The following is a 24251-nucleotide window of genomic DNA, read 5'->3' on the forward strand; positions in this document are numbered from 1 at the left end:
GGGCAGGGCGGGAACCAACGGGGTGTGGACGGGCGGAACTGCGGCCGGATGCCAGACGTCCAACCGGGCCGAGGGGGAACGATGGAACCCAGGACGATCGTCGCAGCCACCGTCGTCGCACTGGTGGCCCTGTCCGCCTGTGCCGGAGCGTCGGAGGGCGCACGTACGGCCGTCACCGAGGTGGAGGTGGAGGCCGAGCCCGGTGCCACGGACGTCGCCCCACCCGCACCGGCCGAGCCGGACGTCACCGGTGGTGAGCCGCGCCCGTGGCACCTGTCCGGCAGCTCACCGGACGAGGTGCTGCTGGAGCTCACGTCGTCGGGTGGGTGCACCGAGTTCGTGGGGTGGGTCACCGAGGAGACCGAGGAGGCCGTGACCGTGGAGGCCCGCTGGGAGCCGGCGGACCCCGGTGGCGTGTGTCGCGCGATCCTCCTGATCGAGACGCACCGCCTCGCGTTGGCAGCGCCGCTCGGGGACCGCGACCTGGTCGGGTGCCACCGCGCCGACTGCCGCGCCGTACCGTCCTTCGAGGACGATCCCGCCGTCGGCGCCGGTGGAGCGGCCGGCAGCGTCGTGACCGACGGTGGATCGGTGGTCGTCGACGACGGGCAGCACCGCTGGGGGTTCACCCTCGACGGTGAACCCACGTGGCAGGCCCCGGGCGGGGGGTGGCCCGAGCTCGGGGGGTCGGTGCTGGTCGAACACGACTTCCAGCGGACCGTCACCGCGACGGATGTGCGCACCGGCGAGCGGATCTGGCAGCTGGATGGTGTCACCCGCGGTCCGGTCGTCGGGGACCTGGTGATCGTGTGCCCGCCCGAGCAGATCGACCTGCCGCCGCCGCACGAGGCCTTCGTCGCCGCGGTGTCACTGGCGGACGGCACCGAACGCTGGCGGGTCGAGGACGAGGCGTGCTTCACCGACAGCTACGCAACGGACGGCGAGGTGATCGCCGCCGTCGACCTCGGTCGCGGTGGTGACGACGACCTGGAGGCCGACGGCGTCATGGTCATCCGGGACCTGGCGGACGGCGGCGTCCGTCACGAGGTGCCCCTCGGATCGAACGCGGTGCCGGTGGGACCGGTCGCCTTCGACGGGGGCTTCGCCGTCGCCGAGCACGATGGCGGCGCACTGCTGCTCGTGGACGCCGCCGGCACCCTGACCCGGCACGCGGACGTCCCCGGCTACGTGGTGGGTGCCGTCGGGACGGTCCTGTTGGTACAGCAGCGCGAGACGCTGGTGGCCGTCGATGCCGCCGACGGGACCGAACGCTGGCGCGAGCCCTCCCCGAGCGGCGTGTCGGCTCCCTTCGCCGCCGACGGGACCACGCTCCTGCGCACGGGTCGCGACGCCGTCGAGCGCCTGGATCCGACCGACGGTTCGGTGCGGTGGCGGGCTGCGATCGGGCGCTCGCCGCGTGTCGCGTTCGCCGAGCACGGCGGGGTGGTGTACCTGGCCACGTCGACGGCGCTGCTCGCCCTGGATGCGGACACGGGGGCGCGCCACTGGTGGGCACCCCTCGATGCGCCGTAGGCAGCGTGCAGCGGCCGGCCCCGCGCACCGCGTGCTCGACAGTCTGCCGCTGTCCGTGGGTCAGCTCCGCACCTGGAGGTTGCCGCCGCCGAGGATGCCGCGGACCCGGTAGGGGTAGGTCAGCGACAGCGGCGAGGTGACCTCGAGGTCGAGGTGGTCGACGCCACGGCCGGGCTCACCGAGGTCCCGGACCTCGAGGCGGAACCGGTAGCCGGCCGTCCCGTCCACCTCGGCGGGGCCGGTGATCGTGGCCCGGTCGCCGTCCACGACCAACCGGTCCGGCACCCCGGTGACGCTCGGACCAGCCGGGTCCCGGTAGACGAGCTCGCCGCCGGGCCGACCGCCACCCGGCGCGACCTCGGCGTGGATCGCGAAGGTCCGGCGGCGGCCATCGACCTCCACCCAGCCGCCGCCGGATGCGCGGCCCGGGGTGCTGCCCGAGAGGTCCAGCAGACCAGCCACGTCGAGGCCGAGCCAGGTCACGTCCACGCTGGCGGCCGCACCGCCCGCGGTGACGGTGAGGCGCTGCTGCCCGGGGGCGGTCGACCGGACCCGGCCGGCTGCGGTGCCGTCGGCCCGGGTGTGGCGTTCCCCTGCAGCCACCTCCCCGACACCGGTCGAGGCCCAGCCCAGCTCGGCGCCCAGAACCGGAGCGCCATCGGCGTCGCGGACCGTCACCGCGACGTCGAGCTCCGCACCGGCCAGGCCGACGGACGAGACCGGCGCGACCGTGACCGTCGCCGGCGCCGCGGGAGCCGGCAGGTCGGTCCCGGCCGGGTACACCGTGGACCACAGGCCGGTCACGTCGACGACGGTCGACAACAGCCCGCCCCGCACCACCGCGCGCCAGCGTCCCTCGGCGGGTTCGACCACGGTGATGCGCTCGTTGGGTTGGCTGCTGCAGAACGAGGAGTAGCCGTTCGGTTCGCCAGCCGGGTCGCAGCGCAGGAAGGTCGACCCCACCAGCGCCCCCGAGGGGGCGTACAGCTCGAGGTCGACGTCGTCGGCGACCAGCGGCCAGTCGACGGCGACGTCCAGGGTCCTGGCGCCCGGCAGCACGTCGTGGACGACCTCGAAGGTCTCGGTCGGCACGAGCGCCGCGGGCCCGACCCGACCGGCGAAGCCCTGCACATCGACGCTCACGGCCGCCTCGAACGGCGCCGTGCTGGCCCCGGCCACCACCGCCGCGGTCGCGGCCAGGGCGTCGACGTAGCCGGCCCCCATCGTGTAGGGCTGGTAGCGCGGCAGACCGCCGGGCCCGCGCGCGTCGTCGTCGCGGACAGCGGTGCGCTGCAGGACGGCGGTGACCTCGTCCGGCGACAGGTAGCCACCGCGGGTCGTGCGGGCCGCCTCCTGGACCAGCGCGATGACCCCCGCCACGTGCGGCGCGGCCATGGAGGTGCCGCTCGCCGACGCGTACCGCAGCGTGTCCGGGGGTTCGATCGGGTCCGGGTTGGGCGCTGCCAGGTCGGCGATGCCGCCGTAGAAGCCGGTCGAGGACCTGGCCGCCGCGATGTTGTACCCCGGCGCCGTCACCGTCGGCTGCCACAGCTCGCTGCCAGGCACCCCGCGGGACGAGAAGAAGGCGATGTGGCCATCCTTGGTCCCCCCGGCGACCGAGATCGCGTTGGGGTTCGCCGAGAACGCGTTGAGGGTGTCGGTGGACGGTCCGTCGTTGCCGGCCCCGAACACCACGCTGATGCCGGCCGCGTGGGCGGCGTCGATCGCGCGTTGGACCGGGTGGGCGGGGTCGAAGGGCGCGCCGCGCCCCGGCCCCCACGAGTTGTTGACGACCTTGATGTCGTGCTCGTCGGCGTGCTCGATGACCCAGTCGAACGCCGCGAGGACGTTGACGGCCTCGATGGCCTCACCGGTGGACAGCCCGATCAGCGAGGCACCGGGCGCCACGCCTCGGTACCGGTCGGCCTCGTGGGCCCCGGCCACGCCGAGCCCCGCGGCGATCCCGGCCACGTGCGAGCCGTGCCCCGAGGAGGTGTCGCTGTTGAGCTGGTCCTCGAGCACGACCACCGGTTCGGTCAGCACGGTCTGACGACCCAGGATCTTGACGTTCTGGACCGTCTTGACGGGGGTGCCGTCGCAGAACTCCGGAGCGGCGCAGAGGTCCGGGTGGGTGCCGTCGATGCCGGTGTCGATGACCGCGATACCGACGCCGGCACCGGTCCAGCCCGCGTCCCAGGCGGCGTCGGCACGGATCGTGGCCGTCGACTGCGCCAGGTGGCGCTCGAAGCTCTCGTCACGGTCGACCCGCACCACCCCCGGCAACGCGCGCAGCAGGCCGGTGAGGTCCGGGGTGAGCGTCACCACGGCGGCCGGGAGGTGGTCGAAGGCGTGGACGGCCGTCGCCACACCGGCCAGCACCTCGAGGTCCTCGTCGGTCGGCGGCGCGTCGAAGCTGACGATGAAGCGGTCGACCGCGATCGCCTCGCTCCGCCCCGGTAGCAGTGCGAGCACCAACGCCACCGCGGCGACGCCCACCAACACGATCCGGTACCGCGAGGGCCGCCCCGCACGCACATCCAGCACGAGCAGCTCCCGACCGGTCGACACCCCCGTCGCCGTCGGTGAGCATGCGGTCGCGGAGCGTCGGGCGCCAGAGCCCGTGGGGGCCATCTGTGTCAACCCGTGCCTGGTCCGTTCCGACCGGTCCGGATGGGCCACGTCCCCTCGCACCGGGGGCGCCGGCCTAGCGGTCGAAGACCTCGAACTGCACGGCGTGCTCGACGCCCTGCTGCGCGCCCGCACCCTCGAACATCATGCCGAGCATGACCTCGGGGTCGGGTGCTGCCTCCCCGAGCCCCTCGAGGTAGGCCCGGTGCGCCGCCAGGGAACGCACGGCCGCGTCGAGGTGCCCGGTCACGTCGACGGCGTGCGTCGAGACCGGCGAGGCGGCGAGCGCGACCGCACCGACCCCCGGCCACGGCTCGTGCCCCTCGGCGATCAGTTCGGGGAAGATCCACCGGTTGCCGGCGTCGGCGGCCGCGTCGACGCAGGCCAGGCCGACCGCCCGGTGATCGGCCTGGTTCGTGCCCCCACCCACGAAGCGCTCGTGGTGGGTCAGCGACGTGACCAGCTGCGGGCGGTGGCGACGGATCACGCGAGCGAGGTCACGCCGGAGGGTGAGGCTCGCTTCGACGGTGCCGTCCGCGTACCCGTCGAGGAACTCCACGGTGTCGACACCGACCTCGCGGGCGCCGTCGCGTTCCTCCTGCTCGCGCACGGGACCTGCCTCGGCGGGCGCCAGGCCGTCGATCCCGGCCTCACCGCGCGTCACCAGCAGGTAGCTGACCTCGATGCCGGCAGCCCGCCACCGGGCGACCGCCGCCGCGGTGCCGTACTCCAGGTCGTCAGGGTGCGCGGCGACGCACAGGACGCGTTCGAGGCCCCGCTCATCCAGCCAGGGCAGCGGGGCCGGCGCGTCCGTCACGGTCAGCCGTCGGTGTTGCCGACGGTGAACTGGGCCAGCCAGTTCTGCTCACCGACGAGGGCGATGGCCTCGAGCTGGCTCTCGAAGTAGTCGAGGTGCCCCTCCTCCTCGCGGAGAGCCTCGGCGAGCAGTTCCCGCGAACCGTTGTCGCCGACCTCGACGCACAGCGCGATGCCGTCGTTGAGCTTGGTGACGGCCTCGCGCTCCTTCTGCGCGGCGAGCTCGATGATCTCCCGCGGGCTCTCACCGACGAGGACGGTGCCGAGCCGCTGGAGGTTCGGGTGCCCCTCGAGGTACAGGATGCGGTCCACGTAGTGGTCGGCGTCCTGCATCTCCTCCAGGGAGTAGCCACGCATGATCCCGGCGAGCTTGGGCAGACCCCAGTCGTCGAGCATCCGGTAGTTGAGCCAGTACTGGTTGATCAGCGTGAGCTCGAAGGACAGGATGTCGTTGAGCAGCTCGATGATGCGTTCGTCGCCCTGCGGCACGTGGCGCTCCTGGGTGCGGTGGTGGTCCCTTGTCGGGACGCCCGCACGCTAGGTCGCGGGCCGCCGCACGTCCACGTCCGCCCGCGGCAGCTCGACGGTCACCGTGGCGCCCTGCCCCGCCTCGGAGGTGACGCCGATCCGGGCGTCCATGGCGTCACACAGGCGCTTGACGACGTACAGCCCGATGCCGAGGCCGCCCGTGCTACGGGTCTCCACCGGGCCGCCCTGCACGAAGAGGCCGAAGACCTCCTGCTGGATCTCGGTCGGGATGCCCGGGCCGCGGTCGCGGACGCTGACGGCGACGCGGTCGCCACGGACCTCGGCCGCGACCACGATGGGCTCCCCCGGTGACGAGAACTTCACCGCGTTCCCGATGAGGTTGCCCAGCACCTGCTGCAACCGGTCCGGGTCGGTCCGCACAACGGGCAAGGCCTCCGGCGCATGGAGAGCGACGGTGTGCGGACCTGGCTGCCACTCGGTGACCACCGCGGTCAGCAGCGGGGCGAGCGGGGTGGCCACGAGATCGAGCTCCAGGAGACCGCGGTCGAGGCGGGAGGCGTCCAGCAGGTCGTCGATCAGTCGCTCGAGCCGGTGGCCGGCACCGACCATGCGGTCGGCCAGGTCGGCAGCCGCCTCATCGGTCAGGCGGTCGCGGTGGGTGCCCAGGGTCGTCGCGAACCCGAGCAGCGTGGTCAGCGGCGTGCGGAGCTCGTGCGACACGATCGAGAGGAAATCGCGTTTCTGACGCTCCGCCTCGCGCAGCTGCATCGTCGCCTCCCGTTCCTGCTCGAACAGCCGCGCGTTCTGGACGGCGGCGGCGATGGTCGGCACGAACGCCAGCACCAGGGCCCGGACATCGGACCCGAACGCGTCGACCTCCGGCGCGTCGATCTGGAGCACGCCGATGGGGCCACCGTGCACGATCAGCGGGGCACCGAAGTAGCTGCGCACCCCCGTGCTGATCCCGCGCTTGCGGCCCTGGGGGAAGACCCGCTCGTCGACGGTGAGGTCCGGGATGTAGGTGGGTACGCCGGTGGCCGCGATCGTGCCCGAGACCCCCTGCCCGACCGGGATGCGGACGGTGCGTGCCTCGGGCGACATCGGTGGATCGGTCGCGGCCGCCACCAGGGCGCCGTCGTCGACCAGCTGGATGGCACCACCCCCGAAGTCGACCAGTTCCCGCATGGCGGCGAGGCTGGCGTCGAGCACCTGTTGCAGGTCCAGGGTGCTCGTGACCCGGGCTGCCAGCTCGAGCAGGAGGCGACCCCGGCGCTCGTGGGCATCATCGGCCGGAGGGGGGACGTCCGCGCGCGGCACTCCGAGGTCGGTCCCGCCGCCGGCATCTGGCACCGCTCTCCCATCCGCGACCGGCCCTTCGACCTCGCCGCGCGGTTGACGCAGGGAGTCCCCGTACCGATGCGCTCCGTCAGACTGCGGCCACACCGCTGGTTCCGCTAGACCCACTCGGGTGGAGTCTGACGTACTCCCGGTAGCCCGTCGGAACTAGCCACCGGTTGCCGCGTCAGGCCGCGGCGACCAACGAACGGCGCCGCGCCTGCCGGGCCAGCAGCGCGTCGATGTCCCGCGTCGCGAGCGCGGCTTCCTCGAGCAGGTCCTCGACCGCAGGGACGCACCCACCGCAGTGGCCCGCGGCACCGCAGCGTTCGGTCACCGCGTCGAGGTCCCCGGCACCGGCCGCGATCACGTCGCGCAGGTCCGCGTCGCTGACGACCTCGCAGTGGCAGACGACCACCCGGTGCCTCCTGGAAGGGCCGCGTCCCCGGCACCGCGTGCCGGATCATCCGCGTGGGCAGCAGGTTAGGTGAGCCTCACCGTCTCGTCGAGCCCGGGGGGCGATCCGGACGCACGCCACCGCCCGTCGTCGGCTCGCTCGACGATCACCGGCACGCCGAAAACCGCGCTGACCTGCGACGACGTCAGGACCTCCGCGATCGGACCGGACGCGACGGCGGCGCCACCAGCGAGCAGCAGCGCGCGCGAGATGCGCGGGGGCAGCTCCTCGAGGTGGTGGGTGACGAGCACGACCGTCGGGCCACCCGGGTCGGTGAGCAACCGGTCGAGGTCAGCGAGCAGCGACTCGCGCCCGCCGAGATCGAGACCTGCGAACGGCTCGTCGAGCAGCAACAGGTCGGGCGACGACGCCAGCGCACGGGCGATCCGCACCCGCTGCCGCTCCCCCTGGCTCAAGGTGTCGACCCGACGGTCGGCGAGGTGCCGCGCACCGACCTGGGTCAGCGCCTGCCGCGCCGCCGTCACCGCATCCGGGTCCGCCAGGATCCGGACGGAGGGGGCGGTCGTCCCCCGGTGCCCGCCGGCGACCAGGGGCAGCACCGGGACGGCGTCCACCAGCGGATCGAGCGCCACCGACACGAACCCGACCCGTGGGCGCAGCGCCCGTACGTCGACCCGGCCGAAGCGGTGTCCGAGCAGGCTGACCTCGCCACGGGTCGGGTAGCGGTAGGTGGCCAGGACGCGCAGCAGCGTGGTCTTGCCGCTGCCGTTCGGTCCGAGCACGGTGAGGTGCTCGCGCGCCTCGAGCCGGACGGACACGTCCCGCAGGATGGTGTTCCCGGACTCCACGACGGTCAGGTCCCGTGCGTCGACCACCGGCGCACCCGGCACGGCCTGCAGCGTCCCCTGGCCGGCGACCGTCACACCTCCACGGGGTCGCGGAGCACCGGACAGCTCATGCAACGTGGGCCGCCACGACCTCGGGGCAGCTCGGCCGACGGGATGGTGTGGACCGTGATGCCCGCGGCGTCGAGGATCTCGTTGGTGGCGGCGTTGCGCTCGTAGGCGACGACCTCCCCCGGTCCGATCGCCAGGGTGTTGTTGGCGTCGTTCCACTGCTCCCGTTCGGCCCGGATGGACCCCAGGGCCGGCTCGATGGCGCGGGCCCGATCGATCCCCGCCGCCCAGGCCAGGCCGGGAACCAGCCCCTCGGCGTCCGACACGTGCACGCCACCGGACGCACCTGGGACGACCGCGAAGCACCGCACCGACGAGGTCATCGCCGGGTAGGTGATGAACGCGTCGACGTCGACCTGCGTGACCACCGTGTCGAGGTGCATGGCCGCGCGGACCTTGGGCAGGTCGACGGCGAGGACACGGTCGACGACCCCCGCCTCGAACAGCCGCGCCGCCAGCGTCTCGACGCCGGCGGGCGTGGTGCGCTCCGACAGGCCGATCGCGAGCCCCCGTTCGCCCACCACGAGCAGGTCGCCGCCCTCGAACGACGCCTGCAGCTGATCCTGCGGTTCGTCGCCGAACCAGATCGGCGCCCCCGCCAGGTCGGGGTGCTCGCGGTAGACGGTGCGCAGCAGGTCGGTCTCGCGGCGGCGGACCGCACGGTTCATGGGCGAGAGGACCACGCCCTCACCGATCCACGCCGAGCTGTCGCGCGTGAACACCAGGTTCGGGAGCGGCGCCAGCACCAGCTCGGTGGGCGCCGAGGCCGCCGCGACGAGCCCGTCGAGATCGCCCACCTCCTCGAGGGTGACCCCGCCGATGAGGTGCTCGACGAGCTGCATCGGGTCGCCCGAGAGGACCAGCTCCCGGACCCGCTCGACGGCCTGCGGGCCGCACGTCGTGTCGGTCACGTGGCGGGCGACCACCGCGGCCGCGGCCGCCGGGTCGGCCACCACGTCGGCGAGCATCTCCTCGACGTAGCGGACCTGCACGCCGGCCCCGCACAGCACGTCCGCGAACGCGTCGTGCTCGCGCTGGGCCTCCTCGACCCACAGCAGCTCGTCGAAGAGCAGCTCGTCCATCGTGCCCGGGGTCACCCGCCGCAGCTCGTTGCCGGGACGGTGCAGCAGCACGGTGCGCAGCCGTCCGACCTCGGAACGGACGCTCGGCGTGCCCGACGGCTCGGCGGCGCTCACGGGATCACCGGGGGGCGCTCGGTGCGGCTGCTGCGCAGGCTCCCGAGGCGGCCGCGCGGCTCGAACCAGCGGCCGGCCTCGGGCAGGCGCTCGAGGGTCAGACGCGGGAGCGGCTCCCCGAACAGGCCGTCGATGGCCTCCAGGTCGATGAAGTCGACGTGGTCCGCCGTCGACAGCCCCCCGGCGAACTCCGCGAACCCGAGCACGTGGACACCGACGTCGTTGTCCGCGAGCTGCAACAGCGGGTCGAGGAACGCCCGGGCGTCGTTCGAGCCGATGTAGACCGCCTCGAGATCGCCCTCGTCGTAGCGGCTCCAGAGGTGCTCGAGCATGTCGTCGTCGACGTCCGAGTCGGCGACCTTGGGCTTGGCGAAGACGCGGAACCCCTGCTCGAGCAACCACAGGACCCACCCGCGCATCGGGCCCGCGACGTGCGCAGCGACGTTGACGAAGACGCACGCCTCGACCTCGTCCTCCTCCGCGGCCTGGTCGACGAGCCACGCGCCGAGCACCGCCAGGTCGGGCCGCTCCTTCGGCGTGGGCTTGCCCTCGATGATGTTGGCCAGCGTCATGTCGACGTTGGGGGCATCCCACACGAGCACGTGGCGACCCACGAGAGCTCCGTCCGGCGGTAGGTGGTCGGGTAGCGAGGTACGCCGAGCCTAGGCAAGGCGGTGCCACCGGGTCGCGACGGCGACCCCCGGCGACCTACCCGCCGCGCAGCACCTCGTGCACGAACTGGACGGCGACCGACCCTTCCCCGACGGCCGACGCCACTCGCTTGACCGACGTCGCCCGCACGTCACCGACGGCGAAGACGCCGGGGACGCTGGTCTCGAGCAGGAAGGGGTCGCGGTCCAACGACCAGCGGTCTGGCCGCAGGGCGCTGCCGGTCATCACGAAGCCGTCGCGGTCGGTGACCACCGTGTCGGCCAGCCAGTCCGTCCGAGGACGCGCGCCGATGAAGATGAACATCCCGGCGGCGTCGAGCAGTTCGCTGGTCCCGTCGGCGTGCCGCAGCTCGACCTGCTCCAGCCTGGTCCCGCCGCGGACCGAGGCGACCTCGGTCGTGGGCTTGACGAGGATGTTGGCGGTGGCCTCGATCCGGTCGACGAGGTAGCGCGACATCCGGCGCGCGAGCTCGGCACCGCGCACCGACACGATGACCTCCTTCGCGGACCGGGCGAGGTCGAGGGCGGCCTGGCCAGCAGAGTTGGCCCCGCCCACGACCACCACCCGGAGGTCCGCCATCGCCGACGCTTCGGTCGACGCCGCGCCGTAGTACACACCGGCACCGGTCAGGTCGTCGATCCCAGCCGCCTCGAGGCGCCGGTACTCCACGCCCATCGCCAGGATCACGGCCCCGCAGTGGAGGTCGGTGCCGTCGTCCAGGGACACGATCCGGTAGGGGCCGTCGGATCGGATCGAGACCGCACGGTTGGGGGCGACGACGGAGGCACCGAAGCGCCGCACCTGGGCGAGTGCCCGTCGCGCCAGCTCCGAGCCTGTCACCCCCGAGGGGAACCCGAGGTAGTTCTCGATGAGTGCGCTCAGGGCCGCCTGCCCGCCCGGGGCCTCGGCCTCGACCACCAGGGTGCTGAGGCCCTCCGACGCACCGTAGACGGCAGCCGCGAGACCGGCGGGCCCCCCGCCGACGACGACGAGATCGTGGAAGTCGACCTCGGGACGCGCCGCGAGCCCGAGCGCGGTGGCGACCTCCTGCCGGGTGGCATCCGACAGAACCCGACCGTCATCGATCAGCAGCAGCGGCAGGCGCGCGTCGTCCCCAGCCGCGGCCAGCAGGGGGGCCGCGTCCGGGTGGTCCAGATCGATCCACCGGAACGGCAGCTGGTTGCGGGCGAGGTACTGGCGGAGGGCGTGTGACGCCGCGGACCACCTGTCCCCGACCATGCGGATAGCGGGATCGGGGCGTGGCCGCGTCGCCTGCCAGTGCTCGAGGAGCTCGTCGAGGACGGGGTACAGGTGCTGTTCCGGCGGGTCCCACGGCTTGATGATGTAGTGGTCGAGCGCGACCTCGTTGATGGCCTCGATCGCCGCGTCGGTGTCCGCGTAGGCGGTCAGCAGCACCGAGCGGAGGTGCGGCTGCAGCCGTTTGGCCTCCCGGAGCAAGCTCGTGCCGTTTATGCCCGGCATGCGTTGGTCGGCCACGACCACCGCCACGAGATCACCGCGGCGGCTCAGCCGCTCGACGACGGTCAACGCCTCCTGCCCGGAGGTAGCGGCCACGATCCGGTACCTCGACCCGTAGCGGGCGCGCAGATCGGTGGCCACGGCTTCGACCACCTGCTCGTCGTCGTCGACGCTGAGGATGACGGGCGGCGTCCCGGCACGGGTGGGCTCAGTCATCGGGTCCTCCTGGTGCGGGCGGAGGTGGCAGGACCGGCAGGACGACCCGGAAGACGGTCTGACCGGGTGCGGACTCGACGCTCAGGTCGCCGCCGTGCGCCTCCGTGACGATCTGGTGCGAGATGCTCAACCCGAGGCCCGTGCCGTGGCCCGGAGACTTCGTGGTGAAGAACGGTTCGAAGATGCGGCCCTGGAGGTCGGTCGGCACGCCCGGCCCGTCGTCCTCGACCTCGACCTCCACCGCTCCCACACCACGACGGGCCCGGATGGTCACGACCCCCGACCCGTCGAGCACGCCGATGGCGTTGTCGACGAGGTTGGTCCACACCTGGTTGAGCTGCCCGCCGTAGGCCGTGATGGGTGGCAGGTCGTCGTCCAGCTCCCGAACGACGGTGACACCGTCCGGGATCTTGTGCCCGAGGATGGTCAGCGTCTCCTCGATCCCAACCCGGACGTCGACGTCCTGCTGGGGGGCGCGGTCGAGGTAGCTGTAGCCACGGAGCGCGGACGTCAGCGCCGCCATCCGCTCGACGCTGGCGACCAGGCGCTCCACCCCACGTCGGGCTCGCCCCCGTGTCTGCAACCACGCCAAAGCAAGGGGCGCCACATCACGGGCCAGCGGCGACAGCCGCCGCGCAACAGCTTCCGCGGCGATCCCGAGCGCGGCGAGCTCAGCCGCGTCGTTCCAGGGCTCGGCGATGCCGATATCGGCGAGGACCGGCTCGAGCGCATCCGCGGTCTCGTGGCGTGCACTGAGGTGGTCGGAGGCGCCGTCGAGCAGCGACTCGACAGCGGCAACGACCTGCGCACCGTCGGCGCGTCGCAGCAGGTCCGCGAGCAGCGCCATGGTCGCGTCGTTGGCGGCCGCCAGCTGCCGGGCGGTGCTCAGCGCCGCCGCCGCTGGGTTGTTCAGCTCGTGGCCGAGGCCCGCTGCGAGGCGTCCGAGCGTGGCGAGTCGGTCCTGCTCGCGCAGCGCCAGCTCCTGGCGCAGGTAGTCCTGCTCGAGGCGGTGCAGCCGCGCCTGTTCCAGCGCGGTCCGCAGCCGCACGCGCAGGATCACCGGGTCGAACGGCTTGGGCAGGCAGTCGATGGCGCCCATCTCGATGGCCCGGGCCACGTCCTCTGGCGCGTCGACGGCCGAGATGACGAGCACCGGGATATCGCGCTGCTCCGGGTCACGGGACATGCGCTCGAGCACCGCGAACCCGTCCATCTCGGGCATGAGCAGGTCGAGCAGCACCATGTCCACCGTCTCACGCGCGAGCACCTCGAGGGCCTCACGGCCGTCGACCGCCTCCAGGACGCGGTGCCCCTCGCGCTCGACCCCGCGCCGCAGGGCGAGTCGGTTGATGCGGGTGTCCTCGACGACCAGGACGGTCGCCCCGCCGACGTCACCTGCCACGGACCGCCTCCAATGCATCGACGGTCGGCGCAGCGAGTCGATCGACCGCGGCGATCAGCTCCTCGAGCCGGACGGGGTCCGCCGACGCCGCCTCCGCCTCGACCTGCGCCGCGGCTCGCGCGAGGTCGCTCGCACCGAGGTTCGCGGCCGTCGACTTCAGGCTGTGCGCGTGCCGGCGCAGATCGTCACGCCGGTCCGGCACGGAACCGCGCAAGGCGGCCTGCACCGCCGCGAGCTCATCAGGGAACTCACCGAGGAGCTGGTCGACGAAGTCCGCGTCGCCGACGAGGTCCTGCAGCCGATCGAGCGCGGCCCGGTCGATCCGGACGGCCCCGGAGCTGACCACATCCTCGGTTCCGGATGTCGCCACCACCCGCTCCTGACGGTCGGCGGGTGCCCCGGCATCGCTCGTCACCGCCGCGTACGAGCCTCGCAGCGCCGTGAGCAGCTCCTCGACACGGATCGGTTTCGCCACGTAGCCGTCCATCCCCGCCTCGCGACAGGCACGTCGGTCGTCGTCGCCGGTGTTGGCCGTCACGGCCAGGATGTGCAGCTGATCGCCGTCCCGGTCCCGGATGCGACGCGTCGCCTCGAGCCCGTCGACGCCCGGCATCTGCACGTCCATCAGGACGACGTCGAACCGGTCGACGGCGGTGGCCGCCACCGCTCCGGCACCGTCGTCGACGATGCGCGGCGCGTAGCCGAGCCGCTCGAGGAGACGCAGCATCAGCCGCTGGTTGGTCCGGTTGTCCTCGGCGACGAGGATCCGCAACGGGTGCGCCCGGGCGAAGCCGGGATCGAGCGACGGGCCGGTGGGACCGGCCGGGACCGACCCGTCGCTCAGCAACGTCGCGAGGACGTCGCGCAGCGCGGACCGCTTCACCGGACGGGTCACCACACCGTCCACCACGGCCCGGTCCGTGGCCCCGATGTCCTCACGCCCTCCCAGGGTCGTGACCAACACGATCGTGGCCTCGGCGCCGGCCCGCCGCGTCCGCAGGCGGCGCGCCACCTCGATCCCACCACCGGCGAGGTGGTGATCGATGAGCACCGCGTCGTAGGACGTGTCACCCGCCCCAGCGGTCTCGACGGCGTCAGCGTCGGCGCCCGTCTCGACGATCATCCCCCAGCCACCGAGGAACTCGGCGAGGCTCTGCCGGTCGGTGGCGTTGTCGTCCAGGACGAGAGCACGCAGACCCTCCAGCCCCTCGCGGGGCGACGGAGCCGACACCGGGCCTCCCTCGGTGGCCGGCAGCGAGAACCGGAAGGTCGACCCCACCCCCACCTCGCTGTCGACCTCGATGCCTCCGCCGAGCAGGCCGACGACGTGGTGGCTGATGGCGAGGCCGAGGCCGGTCCCGCCGAACCGTCGGCTGGTCGAGGCATCGACCTGGCTGAAGGAGTCGAACAGCCGATCCTGCGCTTCCGGGGGGATCCCGATGCCGGTGTCGCGGACCTCGAACACGACCCGGTCGACCTCGCCGGCCCCAGGACGGTACGAGACCAGCAGGGCGACCTCACCCTCGACGGTGAACTTCACCGCGTTGGTGAGCAGGTTGACCAGGACCTGTCTCAGCCGGTGACCGTCGGTGAGGATCGACCCGGGGACCTCGTCGTCGACGTGGTAGACGAGATCGATGAGGCGCTGCGACGCGAGGGGGGCGATCACGTCCAGCGTGGTCTCGACGAGGCCACGGAGGTCGGTCGGTCCCGGATCGACCTCGAGCCGCATGGCCTCGAGCTTGGAGTAGTCCAGCACGTCGTTGATCGTGGCGAGCAACACCTCGGCGCTCGCACGGACGGCGGTGACGTACTCGCTCTGTTCGCCGTCGAGGTCGGTCGTCTCGAGCAACGTGCTCATCCCGATGACCGCGTTCAACGGCGTGCGGATCTCGTGGGTCACGTTCGCCAGGAACTCGCTCTTGGCCGTGGTCGCCTGCTCGGCGACGATCCGCGCCTCGTGCTCGGCATCGGTCAGACGCACCCGCTGAGCCGCGTACCGGGCGGTCACCAGCCACGACATGAAGGTGACGCCCATGAGGTTGGTGAAGAAGAACGCGGCGATCCACGCGTCGTCGATCGGCGGGGCCGTGGCGGCACGTCCGTCGTCGACCAGCGCGGCGATGAGCACCAGCGCGGTGTACGCACCGAACCACCACAGCGCCCTCGCAACCCCGAGCGCCAGCAGCGCGCCGAGGGGTGCGAGCAACGACCACAGGACCACCGCGCCCGAGTTGGCGAAGCCGCCGAGGTGGAGCATCAACAGCCACGGCGTGACGAGCATGATCACGAGCTGCACCTGCAGCACCCACGCCGCGTTCAGGCGGTGGTAGAGCCACAGGTGAACCGCGGACAGCACCGTGAAGCCCCACGGCCACACGGCAGCGGCCGGCACGCCCGCCACGACGTACATCATCCCCCAGATGCCGCCCGCGATGGCCATCGGCACGACCGCGAGGGTCTCGGCGCGTGGGCCGGCGAGGCCGTCCACCTCGAGGTCAGCTGTCGTCATCGGCCCCACCACCGCGCAGGATCCGGTTGAGCTGCACCGCGTCGGACGACAGTTGGCGGTAGCGCTCGGAGCCGGTGACCTCGGCGACCTGTCGCTCCCGTCGTGCCCGGTCTATCTCGATGCGTAGCTCGTCGACCTCGGCGCGCAGCGCGGCCTCCCGGGCCGCCACCTGGTGCGCCATCCGGGTGAAGACCCGAGCGAGCGTCCCGAGCGCGTCGTCGCGCGCGGCGACCGGCCGCAGCTCGTCGGGCTCGAACCGCCCGTCCTCGAGGGCGACGGCCGCCCGTCCGACACGGTCGACCTGTTCGAGGTGGTCGAGTTCGACGTCACGCAGACGCTTCGTCGCCAGCGACGTGCGTAGCCGGGCGCGCAGGAGCGGGGCCTTCACCGGCTTGGTGAGGTAGTCGGTCGCGCCGAGCTCGATGCTCCGCACGGCGCTCACATCGTCGGCGACGGCCGAGACCATGATGACCGGCAGGTGCTGGAGCGCCGGTTCGGCCTTGATCGCCCGGAGCGTCCCGAACCCGTCGAGCACCGGCATGACGAGGTCGAGCAGCACGACGTCGACGGGGCCGTCCGGTCCGGGGTCTCGGAGCTGAGCGAGCGCCGCCCGGCCGTCCGCGGCGGTCGTTGCGAGGTAACCCGCAGCCTCGACCGCGCGCCTCAGCACCTCGCGGTTGAGACGGTCATCGTCGACGACGAGCACGAGCGCGCTCACGGTGGCAGCTCCACGTCTGGAGGGCCCACCCCAGCCGGTCGCGGTGGCTCGAGGTCGATGGTCACCGTGACCGCGGCGCCCGCTACCTCAGCGCGAGCCACACCGTCCGTGTGCTCCACCGGGACCTCCTCTGCGGCGCCGCGGATCGACACGGTCGCCGGCAGCGGGGTGCTGGTGCCGGTCGGCTCGACCTCGTGGAGCCAACACCGCAGCTCGCGGGCGCCAGCGAGGTCGACCTCCATGACGAGGGCGGTCGTGCGCTCCGGCAGGTCGGCGCGGCCGTCGACGCTGCGTACCTCCTCGTCGCCGCTCGCCGCCCGGGCCCGCACCGACGCGTGGCCGGGCGTGCCGACGGTGGTCACCTGCAGATGGTGGCGATCGAGCTCCGCATCGCGCCGCAGCTCGATGGTCCCCGCGGGGCGGAACGCACCCGTGCGTACGGCCGCGACGATCACGAGCAGGACGGTCAGCGTCGTGAGTCCCGCCGCGGCCCGCTCCCACGGACGCTCCCAGATCACCGCCCCGTGGGCCACCACGGCTGCGACGTAGAACGTCGAACCGAGCCACAACACCGATCGGTGCCCGATCCAGGTGACGACACCGCGCGGCACCTGGTCGCCGCGCCGTCGGGTCGCCGCGAGCAGCAGGAGCGGGAAGACCCCGATCAGCAGCGGGGCGGTCACCACACCGACGAGTCCCAGGGCGCCGGTGAACGACTCGTTGCCGGTCAGCAGCAGCATCTCGACCACCGCGAAGACAGCCACCAGCGGCAGGAGCCCGAGGGAGCGCGCCCACGTGCCGGTCCGCGACAGCAGGCCGACCATCTCGTGGTGGAGGCCGATGGAGAACTGCAGCGCGACCATGCCCATGGCGAGGACGACGAACACCGTCCCCGGGACGATCACCAGACGGCCGACGCTCTCGCTCAAGGGAGCCAGCGCTGTCCCCGTCTCGCGGGCCAGCCGCGCCGGTCCGACCGCGCCTCCCACCGCGGCGACCCACAGGACGTACACCGCGATGGCCGTGGTCATGGCGGCGCCGGTACCGCGGATCAGGCTGCGTCCTGACGGGTCGCGGCGCAGGACGCCCCGGGCGCCGCTGGCCACCGCGGTGTGGCCGAAGTACGCGAGGAGCACGACACCGAAGACGAGCCCGAGGACGGAGCCGTCGAGTGGCCTGCCACCCACGAACGGCAGCTCCGCGTGCGCGAGGTTGCCGGGGTCCAGGCGCGTCAACGCGACGGCTGACAGCGCCAGGACGATGACGAGGTTGACGGCGCCGACGGCCAGCGCGGACACCACGGTCGCCTCGAGACGGCCGCGCCAGACGAAGGCTGCGCTGCACAGGAACAGGCCGGCAGCCCAGACCGGGGCCGGGAGACCTGTGGCGATGGTGAGGGTCGAGGCGAGCCCGACGTAGTAGGCGACGAGGACGGCCACGCTGAAGAGCACGAGGGTCCCCGAGACGACCGAGCCGGCACCGCGGCCGAGGTGCTCGGCGACGACACGTCCGAGGTGGGCGCCACCCCACCGCACCGTGCCGGTCCGGGCCAACGACTCGGCCACGGCCACGGCGGTCAGCACGTTGAGGGCTCCGAGCGCGATCAACAGCGCGATGCCCGGCAGCGGCCCGATGCCAGCGAGCGCGATCGGCAGGGCGAGGATCCCAGCCCCGACGGTCTGGGTCAGCGTCAACGAGTACGCGGTCCAGAACGGCGGCATGTCGTCGACCCGGGCGGCCCAGCGGTGCCGCGTCCAGCGCAGCCGCTGTCTCGCCCCGAGGCTCCCCGCGCCGACCTCGTCGAACGGCTGACCGAACCGGTCGACGTACTCGCGCCGGAACGCGGCGTCGTCGACGTGGAGCGCTTCGCGAAGCCGGGGCGCGTCGCGCTGCCGGAACCGGTACTTGGCGGCGAGGCGGTGGGCGAGGTCCGCCCGCGCGGCGGTGTCCCTCGGCACCAGGTGTGCCCACCTCGGCGCGCACCGTTCGATCTGCTGGATCGTGGGCGCGGACGGGACCTCGCGGCTCGTCCGCAGCGCTGCGAGGAAGGCCTGCTCCTCGGTGGCGATCATGTCGTCGCAGATCGCGGGCGCAGCCGCGTAGCGCGCCTCGAGCGTGAGGTAGGCGGTGCGCCGTTCGATGACGAACAGCGCCGTGCTCGCACGCCGCGCCGTCAGGCCGCCGAACAGCTCAGCGCGCGTGATCGGCGGCCGGTCGACGCTCACCGGGCAGCTCCGGCGCGGACGAACCGGGTGACCTCACCGAGGGCCGCTGTCAGCGGGTGGTCAGGGTGGCGCAGGCTGAACACACCCCGGCTGGCGAGGGCCATCATCTCCTCGTCGTGCCGGAGGACACCTACCACCTCGGTGGCGTAGGCGTCGTGGACACGCTGCCGCACCTCCCCCAGGTCGTGCGCGCCGGGGACCTTGTTGACGACGAGGGCCGTCCTCGGCACCTGCAGACCCCCGGCGACGTCGAGGAGCACCGCGGTGCCCTCGTAGTCCTGTTGATCGGGGCGCAGGACCACCAACACCGTGTCGCTGATCGCCACCGACAGCAGCGTCTCCTCCCCGAGCCCCGGGTGGGTGTCCACGAGGAGCACATCGAGCTCGCACGCGTCGACCAGGTCGCGCAGGCCACGGACGAGCAGCTCGGCGTCGTAACCGTCACGCAGCACGCGGGTGATCTGGCCGGGTTCGACGCTCGAGGGGACGAGGTGGACGACACCTGCCACCCCGTCGGGCGTGACGTCCAGCGCCACCTCGGCGATCGTGCGCGTCCCGAACAGGTAATCGTTGAGCGACGCGGGCAGCTCCGGACCGCGCAGCCCGAAGGGCACGTGGACGCCCGGGGACTGCAGGTCGGTGTCGATGACACCGACCCGTGAGCCGGCCTGGGCGAGCTGTACCGCCAGGTTCGCGGTGAGGTTCGACTTCCCGGTCCCGCCGCGGAAGGAGTGCACCGACACCACGAGCACGCCCGCCCCCACCGCTCGTCCCTCCCAGCCGCTGCCCCCCGCTGCCCCCCGCTGGTCATCTGGTCATCGTAGACGGGGGCGGGGCCCGCGAACAGAGCGGCCCGCGGCGCGGCCCCTCGCGTCGGTAGGCACGCGGCGCCGGACCCCACCTACCGTGTCCGCACCAGCCGCCCCATCCCGACCCGTCACGGAGCCGAGCGATGCACCCCTCTCTCGACCGGTCCGAGCTGACCGACGCCCTGGCTGCGCTCGCCTCCGCCCAGACCCACGACCAGGCCCTCGTGGAGCTCGCGATCGCCGCGGACGCCACCGGCGAGCCCGTCCCCCACCCGGCGGCCGCCACGTTCGTGGCCTGGGCCCTGCGGGCCGTCGGGGCGACACGGGTGGTGGAGCTCGGGGCCGGGGCCGCGGGGCTGAGCTGGTGGCTGGCCGGCGCGGTCGGGGCCGAGGGCGACCTCCACGTGGTCACGGGCGACACCTCCGAGGGGATCCTCGTGGACCGGCTGCGGCGTGCGGGCCGGTTCGGGCAGGTCACCGTCCACACCACCGACGCCGCCGACGCCGGCGCCTCGCCGGACCACCTCACCGCGGTCGACGGTGACCTCGACGCGATCGTGGTGCGCGAGGTGACCCCCCGCCTGGCGGACGCGTGGGACGCGCTGGTGGCGCGGGTCCGCCCCGGTGGGGTGATCGTCGTCGGCGAGGTGCTCGTCGAGGGACCGCCGGCGGGACGGACCGGCGCCGTGGTCCGGGAAGCCCTCGAGGATCCCGACCTGTGGACCTCGGTCGTCCCGCTCGGGGGCGGTTGGTTGGTCGCCTTGAAGGCACGATCGGACCTCGCCGGCGCCAGCACCGACCGCCTCTGGTGACTCGCGGCGGGTCAGACGGTGGCGGCGGGGCTCCGGCTGGCGACGAGCACGACGCCGACCACGATCAGGACCGCGCCGACGATCCGGACGGGGTCGACCGCGACCGCCCGGCCGAGGAAGCCCGTGGCCTCGAGGGTGAAGCCGACCAGCAGCTGCACCCCCGTGACGATGGCGAGGGTCGTGGCGAGGCCGCTGCCCCCGACCGCGACCGCGATCGCGGTCACCAGCAGCATCCCGGCGACGCCGGCGAGCAGCCCGAGCGGCGCCTGCCGGACGGTCTCGACGTGGAAGCCGAGCCGACCGACGACCACGCCCACGATGCCGAACAGCAGGCCAGCGCCGTGGACCCAGGTCGCGGCCACGAACGGGTGGACCTGGCCGCCGAAGATCCCGATCAGAGCGGACTGGAACGCGATGAGCGTCCCGGCGATGACGGCGGCGAGGAGGGCGAAGTACACGGCGGGTCCGTTCGGCGGCGGCGTGCGACGTTCGTCAGCCGGTGCCCGGACTCGGGGTGGCACGAACCGGCGACGCTAGCGCGTACGGCGTCGAGGTCCACGCGGAGAGGGCGCTGCCCGGATCAGAAGCAGGCGGCGGCGAGCCAGGGGTAGGGGTTGATCGACGCCCCGCCACCCGGCTTGATCTCGAAGTGGACGTGGGGCGCGCCACCGCGGGCGTTGCCGGTGTCGCCGTTGTAGGCGATCAGCTCGCCGCCCTGGACGCGGCGCCCGACCGCCCCGTTGGCGTCGATCCGCTGCAGGTGGGTGTAGTAGTAGAGGTTGCCGTCGTCACCCCGCAGGTAGACGCTGATCCCCCCGAGGCCGCCGTTGCTGTGCCGGGCGATGACCCCGTCGGTGAAGGCCAGGACGGGTTCGCCCATGACGGCGAACACGTCGGTGCCCTTGTGGCTGCGGCCCCCGCTGCGTGGTGCCCCGAAGGTGTCGCGGAAGTTGCTGCGACCGGGGGCGAAGATGCAGCTGTAGATGCCCTGCTGGGGCCCGCGGTCGATCCGTCGCCGGTTCTGCGCCCGCTGCTCGAGGTCGCTGGCGACGGCCTGGGCCCGCTGCAGGTCCTCGGTGAGCGCGTCCCGTTCCCGGTCGAGCCGCGCCTGCAGCTCGTCGAGCCGCGCCGCGCGGGCGGCGATGAGCTCCTCGGTCTGCGAGAGGGCGACGCGCAGCGCGCCGGCGGACTCGGCCCGGGCGCGATCGCGCGTCTGCAGGGCCGTGAGCATCGCGGCGCGGTCCGCCGCCTCCCCCGGCCCCTCGGCGGCGAGGAGGAGCAGCGCGGTGTCGCTCTGGCCGCGCTTGAACATGGCGACGGCGCGGTCGGTCAGGGCATCGCGCGCGTCGGCGAGCTCGGCCTCGAGCTCCTCGGCACGCCGTTCGAGCTCGTGTTGCTCCAGCCGCAGGGTCTCGATCGTGGCCCAGGTGGTCTCGTACGCCGCCGTCGCGTCGGCGACCTCGCCGCTGAGACCCTCGACGCGACGCTCGGCCTCCTCGAGCTCGGCCTCGAGATCCTGCGCCACCGCCGTGACCGGCAGCAGGGCGGCGAGCGCGGCGGCGAGCACGAGCGCACGGCGCGGGCGACGCAGCACGGGGTCCTCGCAGGTCGGTGACGGGGGCTCGTCCGCCGCGCGGCCTGGAGGGCCCGGGCGTCGGTCGTGGAGCGAACGTCGGCTCGCGCGGACCGTTCCCCCGGGCGCCGAAGCGCTCCGATCCGCTGCGGAAGGATGCCCGACCATCGCGGCCGGGGCCAATCGGACCACCGTCCGTCCAGCCAGGGGCCGCCGACGCGTGAGGTGGAGGCCCGGATCGTTCCGCCCAGCGTGAGCCCCTGCCGGCCGTTCGGCCGCCGAGGTCGTCCGCCGTGGCCTCCCGGTGAGGGGGCACAAGGGGGTGCGAGCTAGCATCGGCGGCCGAACGGAGCAGCGGGGAGCGGCCAGGCAACACCGCGCGGGACGCGCGGACGAGACCGTGGAAGGTGCACCGTGAGCCCGGAACCGTCACAGCAGACCGAGGCACCGACGCGCGACCGCCCGTGGCTCATGCGGACCTACTCGGGCCACTCGTCGGCCGCCGCCTCCAATGAGCTCTACCGCACCAACCTCGCCAAGGGGCAGACGGGGCTGTCGGTCGCGTTCGACCTGCCGACGCAGACGGGCTACGACTCCGACCACGTCCTGGCTCGAGGCGAGGTCGGCAAGGTCGGGGTCCCCGTCACCTCCCTCGACGACATGCGGACCCTCTTCGACGCGATCCCGCTCGAGCAGATGAACACCTCGATGACGATCAACGCCACGGCGATGTGGCTGCTCGCGCTGTACATCGCGGTCGCCGAGGAACAGGGCGCCGACGTCGCGCAGCTCGCCGGGACGACGCAGAACGACATCGTCAAGGAGTACCTCTCGCGCGGGACGTACGCGTTCCCACCCGAACCGTCCATGCGACTGACCACCGACGTGGTGACCTACACCGTCGAGCACCTGCCCCGGTGGAACCCGCTCAACATCTGCAGCTACCACCTCCAGGAGGCGGGGGCGACGCCGGTGCAGGAGCTGGCGTTCGCGCTGGCCAACGCCATCGCGGTCCTCGACGCGGTCCGTGAACGTGGCCAGGTCCCCGAGGAGGACTTCGGGAAGGTCGTCGGCCGTATCTCGTTCTTCGTGAACGCGGGCATCCGGTTCGTCGAGGAGGTCGCCAAGATGCGCGCCTTCGTCGAGCTGTGGGACCGCATCACCCAGGAGCGCTACGGCATCACCGACCCCAAGATGCGCCTGTTCCGCTACGGCGTGCAGGTCAACTCGCTCGGCCTGACCGAGCAGCAGCCGGAGAACAACATCACCCGCATCCTGATCGAGATGCTCGGGGTGACCCTGTCGAAGGACGCCCGCGCCCGCGCGGTCCAGCTGCCGGCGTGGAACGAAGCGCTCGGGCTGCCCCGCCCGTGGGACCAGCAGCTGAGCCTGCGCATGCAGCAGGTCCTGGCCTTCGAGACCGACCTGCTCGAGAACGACGACCTCTTCGAGGGGTCGGTCGTCATGGACCGCAAGGTCGGCGAACTGGTCGACGGGGCGACGGCGCTGCTCGATGAGGTGCTCGACCTCGGTGGGGCCGTCCAGGCGGTCGACTTCATGAAGGCCGAGCTGGTCCGCTCGAACGCCGAGCGTCTGCGCGGCATCGAGTCCGGGGCGCAGACCGTCGTCGGCGTCAACAGGTTCACGACCGACGAGCCCTCGCCCCTGGTCGACGCCGAGGGCGGGATCCTCAAGGTCGACGAACGCGCCGAGACCGAGGCCATCGCTCGCCTGGAGGCGTGGCGCGCGGCCCGCGACGACGCGGCCGTCGCCGAGGCGCTGACCGAGCTGCGCCGGGCCGCGGACGCCGACGAGAACCTGATGCCCGCCTCCATCGCGTGTGCGAAGGCCGGCGTGACCACCGGTGAGTGGTCGCAGGCGCTGCGGGCGATCTTCGGCGAGTACCGCGGGCCGACCGGTGTGTCGGACCGGGCGATGGCCACCGGCGGCGACCTCGCCGAGAAGCTGGCCGAGGGTCGACGCCGCGTCGGTGCGGTCGAGGACAAGCTCGGTCGTCGCCTGCGCATCCTGGTGGGCAAGCCCGGCCTCGACGGCCACTCCAACGGTGCCGAGCAGGTCGCCATCCGGGCTCGCGACCTCGGTATGGAGGTCATCTACGAGGGCATCCGCCTGACGCCGGACCAGATCGTGCGCGCCGCCGTCGACGAGGACGTCCACGTCGTCGGTCTGTCGATCCTGTCCGGCTCGCACCTGGCGCTGATCCCGCAGGTGCTCGAGGGGCTGCGGGCGGAGGGCCACGACGTGCCGGTCGTGGCCGGCGGGATCATCCCCGCCGAGGATGCCCGCAAGCTGAAGGAGGCCGGGGTCGCAGCGGTCTTCACCCCGAAGGACTTCGACCTCACCTCCGTCCTGGCCGACGTCGCCGAGCTGGCCGGCGCCCGCCTCCAACCCGCCTGACCTCTGCGCCACGACGGTCCCCACAACCGTCGGAAGTGACGGTT

The 24251-nt window shown here is 72.9% G+C and carries 19 protein-coding genes; 3 read left to right on the forward strand and 16 right to left on the reverse strand.

Features of this window, described 5'->3' with window-relative positions; translation table 11 throughout:
- Positions 1 to 81 precede the first annotated feature (81 nt).
- A complete protein-coding gene (locus NITAL_RS00875) occupies positions 82 to 1533 on the forward strand; it encodes an outer membrane protein assembly factor BamB family protein (protein WP_052664216.1) in 1452 nt (483 codons plus the stop codon).
- Positions 1534 to 1593: 60 nt separating this feature from the next.
- Here the strand turns inward: NITAL_RS00875 and NITAL_RS00880 are convergent, their stop codons facing one another.
- The 14 genes from NITAL_RS00880 to NITAL_RS00945 form a co-directional block, all read right to left on the reverse strand.
- The gene (locus NITAL_RS00880) at positions 1594 to 4101 is read right to left on the reverse strand and encodes a S8 family serine peptidase (protein ID WP_052664217.1); all 2508 of its coding nucleotides are present in this window, start codon (positions 4099 to 4101) and stop codon (positions 1594 to 1596) included.
- A gap of 136 nt (positions 4102 to 4237) precedes the next feature.
- On the reverse strand, positions 4238 to 4984 hold the full coding sequence (locus tag NITAL_RS00885) for a PIG-L deacetylase family protein (protein WP_425413687.1): 747 nt from the start codon (positions 4982 to 4984) through the stop codon (positions 4238 to 4240).
- On the reverse strand, positions 4981 to 5466 hold the full coding sequence (gene bfr / locus NITAL_RS00890) for a bacterioferritin (RefSeq protein WP_052664219.1): 486 nt from the start codon (positions 5464 to 5466) through the stop codon (positions 4981 to 4983). Before bfr ends, NITAL_RS00885 begins: the two co-directional genes overlap by 4 nt.
- A gap of 48 nt (positions 5467 to 5514) precedes the next feature.
- Positions 5515 to 6783, reverse strand: a complete 1269-nt coding sequence (locus NITAL_RS00895; RefSeq protein ID WP_052664220.1) for a GAF domain-containing sensor histidine kinase — start codon at positions 6781 to 6783, stop codon at positions 5515 to 5517.
- A 205-nt stretch (positions 6784 to 6988) separates the two neighbouring features.
- Positions 6989 to 7219, reverse strand: a complete 231-nt coding sequence (locus tag NITAL_RS00900; protein WP_052664221.1) for a (2Fe-2S)-binding protein — start codon at positions 7217 to 7219, stop codon at positions 6989 to 6991.
- A 65-nt stretch (positions 7220 to 7284) separates the two neighbouring features.
- Entirely contained in the window at positions 7285 to 8142 is an 858-nt protein-coding gene (locus NITAL_RS00905; RefSeq protein ID WP_052664222.1) for an ABC transporter ATP-binding protein, read from the reverse strand.
- Complete coding sequence (locus NITAL_RS26115) at positions 8139 to 9371, reverse strand: arginine deiminase (protein WP_052664223.1); 1233 nt, start codon at positions 9369 to 9371, stop codon at positions 8139 to 8141. Before NITAL_RS26115 ends, NITAL_RS00905 begins: the two co-directional genes overlap by 4 nt.
- Positions 9368 to 9985 carry a hypothetical protein gene (locus tag NITAL_RS26910; RefSeq protein ID WP_052664224.1) on the reverse strand — a complete coding sequence of 206 codons (618 nt, stop codon included), beginning with the start codon at positions 9983 to 9985 and terminating at the stop codon, positions 9368 to 9370. Before NITAL_RS26910 ends, NITAL_RS26115 begins: the two co-directional genes overlap by 4 nt.
- Before the next feature lie 94 nt (positions 9986 to 10079).
- A complete protein-coding gene (locus NITAL_RS00920) occupies positions 10080 to 11738 on the reverse strand; it encodes an NAD(P)/FAD-dependent oxidoreductase (protein WP_052664225.1) in 1659 nt (552 codons plus the stop codon).
- Positions 11731 to 13140 carry a sensor histidine kinase gene (locus NITAL_RS29120; RefSeq protein ID WP_052664226.1) on the reverse strand — a complete coding sequence of 470 codons (1410 nt, stop codon included), beginning with the start codon at positions 13138 to 13140 and terminating at the stop codon, positions 11731 to 11733. Before NITAL_RS29120 ends, NITAL_RS00920 begins: the two co-directional genes overlap by 8 nt.
- Positions 13130 to 15652, reverse strand: a complete 2523-nt coding sequence (locus NITAL_RS00930; RefSeq protein ID WP_157041547.1) for a hybrid sensor histidine kinase/response regulator — start codon at positions 15650 to 15652, stop codon at positions 13130 to 13132. The genes NITAL_RS29120 and NITAL_RS00930 overlap by 11 nt, the downstream gene beginning before the upstream one ends.
- Positions 15639 to 16370 carry a response regulator gene (locus NITAL_RS00935; protein ID WP_052664228.1) on the reverse strand — a complete coding sequence of 244 codons (732 nt, stop codon included), beginning with the start codon at positions 16368 to 16370 and terminating at the stop codon, positions 15639 to 15641. The genes NITAL_RS00930 and NITAL_RS00935 overlap by 14 nt, the downstream gene beginning before the upstream one ends.
- Positions 16367 to 18595, reverse strand: coding sequence for an aromatic amino acid transport family protein (locus tag NITAL_RS00940; protein WP_052664229.1), 2229 nt, complete (start codon positions 18593 to 18595; stop codon positions 16367 to 16369). Before NITAL_RS00940 ends, NITAL_RS00935 begins: the two co-directional genes overlap by 4 nt.
- The gene (locus NITAL_RS00945; RefSeq protein ID WP_211262129.1) at positions 18592 to 19359 is read right to left on the reverse strand and encodes a MinD/ParA family ATP-binding protein; all 768 of its coding nucleotides are present in this window, start codon (positions 19357 to 19359) and stop codon (positions 18592 to 18594) included. The genes NITAL_RS00940 and NITAL_RS00945 overlap by 4 nt, the downstream gene beginning before the upstream one ends.
- A 188-nt stretch (positions 19360 to 19547) precedes the next feature.
- On the opposite strand from NITAL_RS00945, the gene NITAL_RS00950 reads away from it, so the two are divergent.
- Positions 19548 to 20216, forward strand: a complete 669-nt coding sequence (locus NITAL_RS00950; protein WP_052664231.1) for an O-methyltransferase — start codon at positions 19548 to 19550, stop codon at positions 20214 to 20216.
- An 11-nt stretch (positions 20217 to 20227) separates the two neighbouring features.
- On the opposite strand, the gene NITAL_RS00955 is transcribed toward NITAL_RS00950, so the two are convergent.
- Together NITAL_RS00955 and NITAL_RS00960 are read right to left on the reverse strand one after the other, a co-directional pair.
- Positions 20228 to 20674: a DMT family transporter gene (locus NITAL_RS00955; protein WP_052664232.1), complete on the reverse strand. Its 447-nt coding sequence runs from the start codon at positions 20672 to 20674 to the stop codon at positions 20228 to 20230.
- Between the two features lie 122 nt (positions 20675 to 20796).
- Entirely contained in the window at positions 20797 to 21810 is a 1014-nt protein-coding gene (locus NITAL_RS00960; protein ID WP_052664233.1) for a murein hydrolase activator EnvC family protein, read from the reverse strand.
- Positions 21811 to 22260: 450 nt separating this feature from the next.
- Between NITAL_RS00960 and NITAL_RS00965 the strand changes: the two genes are divergently transcribed.
- On the forward strand, positions 22261 to 24207 hold the full coding sequence (locus NITAL_RS00965; RefSeq protein ID WP_052669218.1) for a protein meaA: 1947 nt from the start codon (positions 22261 to 22263) through the stop codon (positions 24205 to 24207).
- Positions 24208 to 24251 lie beyond the last annotated feature (44 nt).

Source organism: Nitriliruptor alkaliphilus DSM 45188, assembly GCF_000969705.1.
Classification (GTDB): domain Bacteria; phylum Actinomycetota; class Nitriliruptoria; order Nitriliruptorales; family Nitriliruptoraceae; genus Nitriliruptor; species Nitriliruptor alkaliphilus.

Coding starts and splice junctions, on each gene's coding strand:
- NITAL_RS00875 (WP_052664216.1), top strand. CDS start 82: ATGGAACCCAGGACGATCGTCGCAGCCACCGTCGTCGCACTGGTGGCC.
- NITAL_RS00920 (WP_052664225.1), bottom strand. CDS start 11,738: ATGACTGAGCCCACCCGTGCCGGGACGCCGCCCGTCATCCTCAGCGTC.
- NITAL_RS00930 (WP_157041547.1), bottom strand. CDS start 15,652: ATGACGACAGCTGACCTCGAGGTGGACGGCCTCGCCGGCCCACGCGCC.
- NITAL_RS00950 (WP_052664231.1), top strand. CDS start 19,548: ATGCACCCCTCTCTCGACCGGTCCGAGCTGACCGACGCCCTGGCTGCG.
- NITAL_RS00965 (WP_052669218.1), top strand. CDS start 22,261: ATGCGGACCTACTCGGGCCACTCGTCGGCCGCCGCCTCCAATGAGCTC.